The 9,808-nt window shown below is 67.6% G+C and carries 9 protein-coding genes; 1 reads left to right on the top strand and 8 read right to left on the bottom strand.

Going from position 1 to position 9,808, the window contains the following annotated elements:
- The 3 genes from MJ785_RS16030 to MJ785_RS16020 all read right to left on the bottom strand — a co-directional run.
- On the bottom strand, positions 1 to 497 hold a 497-nt coding region (locus tag MJ785_RS16030; protein ID WP_305039919.1), incomplete at its 3' end, for a biotin/lipoyl-containing protein.
- 109 nt (positions 498 to 606) lie between these two features.
- Positions 607 to 1,593: an alpha-ketoacid dehydrogenase subunit beta gene (locus MJ785_RS16025; RefSeq protein WP_255720145.1), complete on the bottom strand. Its 987-nt coding sequence runs from the start codon at positions 1,591 to 1,593 to the stop codon at positions 607 to 609.
- A 2-nt stretch (positions 1,594 to 1,595) separates the two neighbouring features.
- Entirely contained in the window at positions 1,596 to 2,930 is a 1,335-nt protein-coding gene (locus MJ785_RS16020; RefSeq protein ID WP_239381565.1) for a thiamine pyrophosphate-dependent enzyme, read from the bottom strand.
- A gap of 252 nt (positions 2,931 to 3,182) precedes the next feature.
- Between MJ785_RS16020 and MJ785_RS16015 the strand changes: the two genes are divergently transcribed.
- Positions 3,183 to 4,091 carry an LLM class F420-dependent oxidoreductase gene (locus tag MJ785_RS16015; RefSeq protein ID WP_239310757.1) on the top strand — a complete coding sequence of 303 codons (909 nt, stop codon included), beginning with the start codon at positions 3,183 to 3,185 and terminating at the stop codon, positions 4,089 to 4,091.
- A 78-nt stretch (positions 4,092 to 4,169) separates the two neighbouring features.
- Here MJ785_RS16015 and MJ785_RS16010 read toward each other — a convergent pair whose 3' ends face one another.
- From MJ785_RS16010 to MJ785_RS15990, 5 genes are all read right to left on the bottom strand, one after another.
- Positions 4,170 to 4,646, bottom strand: a complete 477-nt coding sequence (locus MJ785_RS16010; protein WP_255720144.1) for a Fur family transcriptional regulator — start codon at positions 4,644 to 4,646, stop codon at positions 4,170 to 4,172.
- A 202-nt stretch (positions 4,647 to 4,848) separates the two neighbouring features.
- On the bottom strand, positions 4,849 to 6,063 hold the full coding sequence (locus tag MJ785_RS16005) for a pyridoxal phosphate-dependent aminotransferase (protein ID WP_239310744.1): 1,215 nt from the start codon (positions 6,061 to 6,063) through the stop codon (positions 4,849 to 4,851).
- A 122-nt stretch (positions 6,064 to 6,185) separates the two neighbouring features.
- Positions 6,186 to 7,124 carry a DUF2637 domain-containing protein gene (locus tag MJ785_RS16000; protein WP_239375678.1) on the bottom strand — a complete coding sequence of 313 codons (939 nt, stop codon included), beginning with the start codon at positions 7,122 to 7,124 and terminating at the stop codon, positions 6,186 to 6,188.
- Between the two features lie 233 nt (positions 7,125 to 7,357).
- On the bottom strand, positions 7,358 to 8,227 hold the full coding sequence (locus MJ785_RS15995) for a metal ABC transporter ATP-binding protein (protein WP_239375687.1): 870 nt from the start codon (positions 8,225 to 8,227) through the stop codon (positions 7,358 to 7,360).
- A gap of 102 nt (positions 8,228 to 8,329) precedes the next feature.
- A partial coding sequence (locus tag MJ785_RS15990; RefSeq protein WP_239381563.1) for a TIR domain-containing protein occupies positions 8,330 to 9,808 on the bottom strand: 1,479 nt, incomplete at its 5' end.

Here is a 9,808-nt window from a genome sequence, read left to right as displayed (position 1 = left end):
TGCTCGGCGTGGTCTGGGCGGATTGCCGGTCCGTCCGGTTTGTTGCGTTCCTGCTGCCTGTTCTGTCCGTTCTCGTCGGTCCGCTGCCGGGGCCGGGTGTGTGACGGCCCAGCGGATGCGCGCGGGCCGTACCCGACCAGCACGGGTGTCCGCCCGTCCGCCGGGCTGTCCGTTCCGTGGTCCGTTCCGTGGTCCGTTCCGTGGTCCGTTCCGTGGTCCGGTCGGGTGACCGGACCGAGGTCCGCCGCTGCCGTAGCATCGGTGTCGACGGTGATCAGCGGCCGTCCCACCTCGACGGTGTCGCCGGGTTCGGCGTGTCGAACGACGAGGACACCCGTGAGTGGTGAAGGCACCTCCACCAGCGCCTTGGCGGTCTCCACCTCGACGATCGGCTGATTGATCGTCACAGGCTCGCCCACCGCCACCAGCCACCGGACGATTTCGGCGTCCGGTAGGCCCTCGCCCAGGTCAGGGAGGCGGAACTGTTCACGCGGCACAGGTGACCTCCAACTGGCGGACGGCTCGCGGCCTGGCGCGCGCCGCGCGGGTCTGGTTCGACGGGTCTGCTTCGACGGGCTGGCTCGACAGATCGGCCAGCACCGGTCGTCAGTACTGGAAGGAACGGTCGACGGCGTCCAGGATCCGGTCGACATCCGGCAGGTGGTGTTCTTCCAGCCGGGACGGCGGGTATGGGATGTCATAGCCGGTGACGCGTAGCACCGGAGCCTCCAAGGAGTAGAACGCCGCCTCGGTCACCCGGGCCGCGATCTCCGCGGACAGGGACACGTTCGACGGTGCCTCGTGCACGACCACGCACCGGCCGGTGCGGCGAACGGACGCGAACACCGGGGACAGCTCCAGCGGGGAAAGGGTGCGCAGGTCGATGACCTCGAGCTCGCGCCCCTCGTCCGCCATGACGGCGGCTGCGTCCAGGCAGGTCCGTACCATCGGGCCGTAGGCGACGAGTGTCGCGTCGCCCCCGGTCCGGACAACCCGGCTGGCGTGCAGCGGCGTTGCGTTGGCGAGTGGTTCGTCGGTCTCGACCTCCCCCTTGTCCCAGTACCGGCGCTTGGGTTCGAAAAAGATTATTGGGTCATCGGCCGCGACCGCTTGCCGGATCATCGTGTGGGCATCGGCCGGGCTGGCGCAGGCCACGACTTTCAGGCCCGCGGTATGGCAGAAGTACGCCTCTGGCGACTCACTGTGGTGTTCCACAGCGCCGATGCCACCACCGAACGGGATGCGAACCGTCACCGGCAAGCGGACCCGCCCTTGGCTCCGGTAATGGATTTTCGCCAGCTGAGTGACGATCTGGTTGAAGGCCGGGTAGGCGAAGCCGTCAAACTGGATCTCGCACACCGGCCGGAACCCGCGCATCGCCAGCCCGATCGCGGTGCCGATGATCGCGGACTCGGCCAGCGGGGTGTCGATGACGCGAGCCTCGCCGAAGTCCGCGAGCAGCCCTTCGGTGATCCGGAAGACGCCGCCGAGCCTGCCGACATCCTCGCCCATCACAACGACCTTCTCATCGGCGGCCATGGCCGTGCGCAGACCGGTGTTGAGGGCCTTGGCCAGCGTCAGTGTCGAGCGCACCGTCAGACAGCCTTTCGTGGCTGGCGGGCTGGGCCCGGTGCGGCCGGCATTCCGGCGGTCACGCCCGCGGTGGCCGCGATCTGGGTGACCCGCGTCAGGGGCGGGCGGGTGTTCCAGGCCGCCGGTCCGGCCGGTTCCGGATCAGCCGGTTCCGCCGGTACCACTGCCGGCCAGGCGTCCCGCATGGCTGCCAGGGTTCTGGGCTCGTCCACGTACACGTGCTCGAACATGCTGCGCGGGGACGGGTCGGGCAGGCTCAGACAACGTTCACGCAACGTGGCCGCGAGGGCGTCGGCCTCGGCGTCGAGAGCGGCTGCCGCATGGTCATCCAGGAGCCCACCGGCGCGCAGATAGGCGGTCATCCGTTGCAGCGGGTCATGCTCTCCCCAGTAGGCCAGTTCCTCGGCATGGCGGTACCGGGACGGATCGTCAGCGGTGGTGTGGGCACCCATCCGGTAGGTCACCGCTTCCACCAGCGTCGCGCGTCCCTGGCGGGCCGACTCCAGCGCCCAGCGGGTTACCGCGAGCGTCGCCAGCACGTCGTTGCCGTCCACCTGGATCCCCTGAATACCGAAACCTGACGCCCGCTGGTAGATCGGCACCCTGGTCTGCCGCCGGGCCGGCGCGGATATCGCCCACTGGTTGTTCTGGCAGAAGAACACCACCGGAGCTTCGAAGACACCCGCCCAGTTGAGCGCCTCGTTGACGTCGCCCTGGCTGGATGCTCCGTCTCCGAAGTAGACCAGCGTGGCCGGCATGCAGTGGCCGTTACTACCCGCACCCACCGCATGATCGCGGGAGATGCCCATCGCGTAACCGGTGGCGTGCAGGGTCTGCGAGCCGACCACGATCGCGTAGCACTGGAACCCGTGTTCGTCCGCGTCCCATCCTCCGTGGGTGACCCCACGGAACAGGCTGAGGATGTCCAGCGGGTCGACGCCACGGCACCAGGCCACCGCGTGCTCCCGGTAGGACGGGAAGACCATGTCGTCGGCACGCAGCGCCCGGGCGGAGCCGACCTGGGCGGCTTCCTGGCCGCGCAGGCTGGCCCACAGGCCAAGCTCACCCTGGCGCTGGAGAGCGGTTGCCTCCTCGTCGAAGCGGCGCGCGATCACCATGTCGCGTAGGAGCCCGTACAGATCAGCGCCGGTGAGGTCAGACAGGTAGGGATCGTAGGTCTGGTCGGGCAGCCGCTCACCGCCCGGCGTGAGCAGCCGTACCGGCTCCGGGCTGCCGTCCCGGGATTCACGTGATCCTGGTGATTCACGTGAATCCCGGGGATCACGCGGGACGGGTGTGACGGCGCCGTTCGGCCCGTCTGTGTCAGGAACGGACATAGTGTCCTCCGGTCATCCTCGGCCGTCCCCGAGATCGTCGGTCGCAGCCGCCGGTTGGGGCAGCCGGTCGCCGCGGTCAGCGGGACCGTTCACCGCGGAGCTGACGATAGTCGTCCCATGGTGGCGAGCAACCCCGGACACGGCTTCCGGCTGTCTGCCGTGGTTGGCGCGTCCCGATAGCGTGGTGCGGTGACAACTGCCCCGACGTCCGCGAGCGGCGCCGACACCGCCAGCGCCGACACTGCCGACACCGTGCGCCCGCCCGTCCGTTGTGACCTCGGTCGGGTCGGGATCTGGAGCGGCCAGTTCGACTTCTCCCCGGCTTCGGTTGTCCGGGCGGCCGTGGCCGAACTCGACGAGCTGGGCTACCGGGCGGTCTGGACTGGTGAGGTCAAGGGCCGGGAGGTCCTGGTGACAGCCGCGCTGATGCTCGCGGCGACCTCCCGGCTCACGGTCGCGACCGGGATCGCGCAGATTTTCGCCCGGCATCCCCAGACGATGGCGGCCGGGCAGCTGACCCTCGCCGAGGCGTTCGGAGACCGGTTCCTGCTCGGGCTCGGCGTGTCACACGCGTCCCTGATGGAGATCCGCGGCGTTGCCTACACCAAGCCGTTGACGCAGCTGCGGGCATACCTCGACGAGATGGATCGGGCGGCTCGGGAGCAGTACCGGGCAGTGCCACCGGCCTCCTCGACGCGGGTCCTGGCCGCGCTTGGCCCGAAGATGCTGGAGCTGGCACGGGTCCGGGCGGACGGCGCGCACACCTACTTCGTGCCGCCGGAGCACACGGCAAGCGCACGGAAGATCCTCGGGCCGGGCAAGCTGCTTGTCCCAGAGCAGGCGTTCGTCCTCGACACGAATCCCGAGAGCGCGCGGGAGCTGGCGCGGCGGCACACGGGTTCGTATCTGCGGCTGCCGAACTACACGAACAACCTGCGCCGTTTCGGCTTCACCGACGACGACCTCGTGGGCGCGGGTTCCGACCGGCTCGTCGACACGATCGTGCCGTGGGGTGATCCGGACGTCCTGCTCGGCCGGATCAGCGAACATCTTGATGCCGGAGCCGATCATGTGTGCGTCCAGGTCCTTGATGCGGACCGCCGCGGGCTGCCCCGCCGGCAGTGGCGTGAGCTCGCTCCGGCCTTGCTGAGCCTTGGCTGAGGATGCGCGGGGGACAGTTCCCGGCGCACCCGGTTCCAGGCTGGCGTAGCCCCAGTCCGGTCAGTCCGGTCAGTCCGGTCAGTCCGGACTGACCGCGCAGGTGGCGCAGGTCCCGTAGATCTCCAGGGTGTGGGCCACATCGGTGAAGCCCGCCGCCGTCGCGATGTGGTCCGTCCACACCTCGATCTCCGGTCCTTCGACCTCGACGGTCCGTCCGCAGCGACGACACACGAGGTGATGGTGGTGATTGTCAGTGGTGCAGCGGCGGTAGAGGGTCTCGCCGTCGTCACGCCGCAGCACGTCCACCTCACCCCGGTCAGCGAGGACCTGCAGGTGCCGGTACACGGTGGTCAGGCCGACGGCCTGACCACCGTCGCGCAGGTACGCGTGCAGGTCCTGGGCGCTGGTGAAGGCATCGATCTCGGCGAGCGCGGTGGAGACCGCATCGCCCTGGCGGGTGGCCCGGACGGCTGTCCCCCGGCCGAGCGCGGACCGTCTGTTACCGCTCGACCTCCCTGGCGCTGCGGATGTGGGCGGAGGCGTCGACCCGGACACGGCTCGCGATGATGCCGGGGGCGGCGCGGATCGGCTGGATTCGGCACTGGACACAGCCTTCACTCTCTCACCGCTGGCTTCCTCCGGGGGGCGGCAAAGGGGCCACGCTCGTTGGCATGCGGTCGACCGTGCGAAAAATATTGATAACGGTTTTCGTTATTTTCGCTCTCGATCGTTTCGACGATTACGGATCCTCCTGTCGTCAGCTCTGTGTGTAGGTCTCGAGGAACCTGCCGATACGGCCGATCGCGTCGGTGAGGTCATCCACCCCGGGCAGGGTGACTATCCGGATATGATCGGGCCTGGGCCAGTTGAAGCCGGTGCCCTGCACGAGCAGAATTTTTTCGGTCAGCAGCAGGTCCAGGACGAGCCGCTCGTCATTGACGATCCGGTGAACGGCCGAATCGATACGCGGGAACGCGTACAGCGCGCCGCGTGGCTTCACGCACGATATGCCCGGAATATCGTTGAGAAGTTTCCACACCACGTCGCGCTGCTCGTGCAACCGGCCGCCGGGCAACACGAGGTCGCCGGCTCCGCTGTCATCCGCAAGCGCGGCCCGCATGGCATATTGGCCCGGGACGTTGGCGCACAGCCGCATGTTCGCCAGGATGTTGAGGCCTTCAACGTAGCTGGTGGCATGCGTGCGCGGACCGGAGACAACCATCCAGCCGGAGCGGAAGCCGGCGAGTCGATACGCCTTTGACAGCCCGTTGAACGTGACACACATGATGTCCGGAGCGAGCGCCGCGGTGGAGATGTGCTCGGCGTCGTCATAGAGGATCCGGTCGTAGATCTCGTCAGAGAAGATCATGAGGTTGTGCCGGCGGGCGATCTCGATGATGCTGGACAGCGCCTCGCGGCTGTAGACCGCTCCGGTCGGGTTGTTCGGATTAATGATCACTATTGCCCGGGTCCTGGTGGTGACCTTGCTTGCGATGTCGTCGAGGTCGGGCATCCAGTCGGCGGACTCGTCGCACATGTAGTGGACGGGCCGGCCGCCGCACAGACTGACGACCGCGGTCCACAGCGGGTAGTCCGGTGCCGGCAGCAGCACCTCGTCGCCGTCGTTGAGCAGCGCCTGCAAGGACATCATGATCAGTTCTGAGACGCCGTTGCCGAGGTACACGTCGTCGATGTCGATTCCGGCGACGCCCTTACCGGTGGTGTAACGAACCACGGCCGCCCGTGCGGATGCCAGGCCCTTGGAATCGCTGTAACCCTGTGCGTCGGCGAGGCTGTCCACCACCGCCTGAAGAATCGCCGGAGGTGCGGCGAACCCGAACGGCGCGGGGTTGCCGATGTTCAGCTTCAGGACGCGTTGGCCCTCGGCTTCCAACCGCGTCGCCTGGTCGAGAACAGGACCCCGGACGTCGTAGCAGACGTCGGCGAGCTTGTCGGACTGGGTGAACTCCATCTGCCAAGGGTAGGCGCGCCGTCCAGTGGGTTTTCTCGCCCGTGACGGGCTATCCGCCGTACAACCCCCTCGGCGTGGCACGCGGGGAGCCCTGGTCCGGTGGCTGGTTGTGCTGACCAGAGTCAGGGGGTGCGGGTCCAGGTCGGGGTGAGGCCGCGGCCCAGGCCACGGGCCGGACGGGCCGGAGGACGGGACGGTATCGGCAGCGGTCCGGTGTCGATACCGGCGAAGCGGGTGTCCTTGCGGACCTGGTAGACCCAGCTTTTGCTGACACTGATACCGCGGGCGGCGAGCAGCGCGGCAGCCTGTGCCGCCGAGCCGTCGCTCTGTTCCAGCGCGCGGATGATGGCGTCCCGTTTTCCGGCGGTGTCCAGCCCTGGGAATGCCTGGCCGGACGGTTCCGCCGCGGTGTCCGGTAGATCGTCCACATCCTCCGCCACCGCTTCGTACCCGGCCGCACGGCGTCCGTCGACTGGATCAGCCGGATTCAGGGGGCCCGCTGGATCCGGCTGATCGACATCTTCGACGGCTTCGACGTGATCGGGTGTTTGTACTGGGACGGGAGCCAGGAACAGTGGTGACCGCCCGAGCGTGGGCTGCCCTGTGCGCGGGGCGGGAATGCTGACCGTACCGCTGAGCCTCTCACCGGGCGCGACCGGAACATCGGTCGTGTGGGTGGTCGGGCGGCGGGCGTCGGGGAGCGGGCCCACGGGGCGGATCTGACGCATGAGCAGTTCGTAGGAACCGAGCAGAGCCAACGGTGGCCAGGCCGCGATAGCCCTGGCTGTCAGGTTCGGGTCGGCATGCAGGACGTTTGCCGCCAGCGACGCGCATGCGCCCATAGTGAGCAGGGCATAGGACAGCTGGGAACGGCGCCGGCCCGCACGGCGGTCCGCCCACATGCTCATGGAGGCGGCGACGATCAGCCCGTCCACGCTCAGCGGCAGCACCGCCGCGGTCATGGAGTCCTCGCCGTGCTCGATGGCGACGCCACGCATGTGGCGGTAGGAGACGAAGGCTGCCACCGCCGCGACCAGGGTGACGGCCGCGACCGTCGCCATCCGGATGGCCCGCTCCGCGGATGCGCCTGGATGACTACCAGATGACACTGGACGACCCGCGATCACAACAGATCAACTCCCCACGCCGGCTGCGCCGTCCATGATGCCCGTCATCCCAGCCGGAATTCGGCCGGACTCCCCGAAACCCGACCGAATTCCGGCGTGCTTGTTGCTGTTGGTAACATAACTATGACGTTAGGGTGTTTTTCGCTGTTCAGGGCTCCGCGAAGGGGCTATCTGTATTGGGTCATGATTGTTGCGTCGCGCAATGATTCCAGTGTGCTGTCGGTGCTGTCACCGAACGCGGTATCGAGCGCATGCTGGGTCAGGACGGCCGCGGTCGGCCCGAAAGCGATCTGACGGTGGTTGAACAGGAACACGTCGTCGCAGGCCAGATGCGCGAGGGCGAGATCGTCGGTTGAGATCACGACGCTGGCGCCGGCTGATCGCATCGTTGCGAGGGTGGCCAACAGCGCTGCCTGGCTGGGCACGTCGACCTCGGTGAGCGGCTCGTCGAGCAGGAGGATGCGTGGCTGCTGGGCTATGGCGCGCGCGAGCATCACCCGTTGACGCTGGGTGCCGGACAGCGTCTCGAAACGGTCACGGGAACGGTCGGCGAGCCCGACTCTCGCCAGCGCGCGGGCGGCAACCGTCCGGTCGGCGAGGGTGGGGCGCCGTACCCATCCGATCCATCGGTAGCGCCCCATGAGTACGACCTGGATGACGGTGACTCGAGTTTTGCTGTCAAAACTGTCGGCCGGTGGGATGTACGCGACCTGGCGGCGGGCCTGCCCCGGCGGCTGACCGAGCACGGTGACCGATCCTTTGATCACCGGTGCCAGCCCGAGTATCGATTGGAGCAGTACTGATTTTCCACCGTGCCGTGGGCCTATAATAGCGACGGCATGGCCTGTTTCGACGGTTCCGTGGACGTTCGTGAGTACCGGTGTCCGGCCGGCGGCGATCGTGACCCGCTCGAAGAGCACGGCCGGGCCCGCGGCACCTGCTATCGACGCGCCGGGCTGGTCCGATGCATCCGTTATGTTCACTATCTTCGGTACGTTGTAGGTGTCGCCCGACAGCCCCCGCATTACCTCGGCCATGCTTCGAGACGGTACGGCTGTTGCGCGTGCAAGGCATGACGAGCTGTGACCGTGCTGGCGCTATCACCCGTTCGGGTTGGCTCGGCCGGCGGGTGACGCGACCTATGGGTGAAGAAAGTGGCGCGCCACCTCCACCAGATAACGGTCAGCGGCATGCTTGGGCAGCGCGTCCAACGGCTTGTCCGGAGGGTTGGCCGCCTGGAACATATTCAGCCGCTTGTCCTCGCTGAATAAGCACGCCCCAATGATTACTGGTATGATCCGACAGCCACCGGCGTCCGCCGCCGCTAACAGCTTCGGCACTTCTTTGTGATTAATGAAGTCGGATGCGAGAAAATTGGCACTGACCAGAAGGATCGCAATTTTTGCCCGTTCCAGGGCCTGAGTGATCTCGGTCAGCCAGCGGTCTCCGGCCTGAATACGCCGATCATCCCACAGGTCGAGCATTCCGTCGCGGATGAGTGGACGCAGGTGGGTGTCCAGTCGCTCGAGCCAGGCCCCGTCCCGGTGGCTGTAGCTGACGAAAACCTGGTCGCGAGGCCGGGGCAGGCGCTTGCCAGCCACCTCGGCGAGCTGTTCGGCGCTGCGGCGCCGTAGGTAGAAAAGTAGCTGAGGGTCCTCGCCGATAATCATCCGTGCCCGTGGATCGTAATGCAGATGTTTCTCGATAGCGGCGGAGGGGCCGGTCAGCCCGGTCGGGTGGCTGCGGATGAAGGCGTCGATCCCGGCCGCGAAGCCAGGGTTGTCCACCCGTACGTCCTCGCGCAGGTCGTCAAGGCGCAGGACCCCGTCATCATGGCGGCCCAGCTGGGTAAGCAGATGGATGCAGGTGGCTTCGGCGGGTCCGTCGAGCGCGGCGAAGCCGGCCAGCTCCGGGTCGTACTTGGCGGCCAGATCACGCATCACCCTTGTCTCCGCACGGGTGACGTCGCCGGCTATCTCCACGGAGAACGGCTGAGTCCGCTCGACACCGTGGAGAACGGCCAGCTCCCAGCACAGCATCTGCGCGGTCAGCAGGCTCCCCGCCGCCGCCCGCACGATCTGCGCACGGTCCTTGAAGACCAGATTGAGCGCTTGTTCGCCTTTGCCGATGACGTCGAGGACGAGGGCGTTGCCGTCCGTGCGCAGACCGGCCGCGGACAGCCGGAAGACGTCGATGCGGGTGGCCACGTCGAAACCCAGGTCGACCAGGCTCGCGCCGGTACCCGGTATCCCCACGACGAGGAGCTTGGCCGCCGATTCTTCGTCGGCGAGCACCTTGAGGTGGTCGAGCAGCCTCTCCCGCAGCTCCGCGGGCAGCCGGTGGAAGTCGTCGACGGCAACCGTGCCGACATGGTGCTCCGGGAGCCGCTCGATCGCCGGGCGGTCGGCTGGTTTGCGGGCACTGAGCACCTGGACCTGTCCCAGCGAGGGCCCGGCCCGCTCCAGCGCCTTCTTGAGCAGCGTCGTCTTGCCGATACCGGACGGCCCTTCGACGACGATGCCCCGGCCGGTGGTGCGCAACGCCATGATGAGCCGGAAGAACTCCGGCGGCTCGACAAAGGTCAGTGACGGCACACCGCTGCGCTTGAAGACGTCGTT

The organism is Protofrankia sp. CiT1, from assembly GCF_917627335.1.
Classification (GTDB): Bacteria; Actinomycetota; Actinomycetes; order Frankiales; family Frankiaceae; genus Protofrankia.
This window is presented reverse-complemented; position numbering and strand designations above follow the sequence as displayed.